This window comes from Psychroserpens mesophilus (genome assembly GCF_050617655.1).
Lineage (GTDB): Bacteria > Bacteroidota > Bacteroidia > Flavobacteriales > Flavobacteriaceae > Psychroserpens > Psychroserpens mesophilus_A.
This window is the reverse complement of record NZ_JBODQC010000437.1, coordinates 1-242: the sequence shown is the minus strand read 5'-3', so window position 1 is coordinate 242 and position 242 is coordinate 1. Positions and strand designations below refer to the sequence as shown.

1 protein-coding gene is annotated in these 242 nt (G+C 54.1%); it reads left to right on the top strand.

From position 1 onward, the window contains the following. Positions 1 to 242, top strand: a 242-nt coding sequence (locus tag ACRHNM_RS17910; protein ID WP_431137988.1) for a hypothetical protein, incomplete at both ends; no start/stop codon positions are given.

Below are 242 nucleotides of genomic sequence, written 5' to 3'. Positions count from 1 at the left end.
GAAAAAGCGCATCCTTGATGATGCGCCTGAACATATTATCACCGGTCCCTGGAAACGCCTCGTATACGATGCGGAGGGACGGATTCAGCGTGCAGGTTATTCACTATGTTTGCTGGAACGCCTTCAGGATGCACTGCGCCGCCGGGACATCTGGCTTGAAAACAGTGATCGGTGGGGAGATCCTCGCGAGAAGTTGTTGCAAGGTGAAGAGTGGCAGACTCAGCGTATTCCTGTCTGTCGGG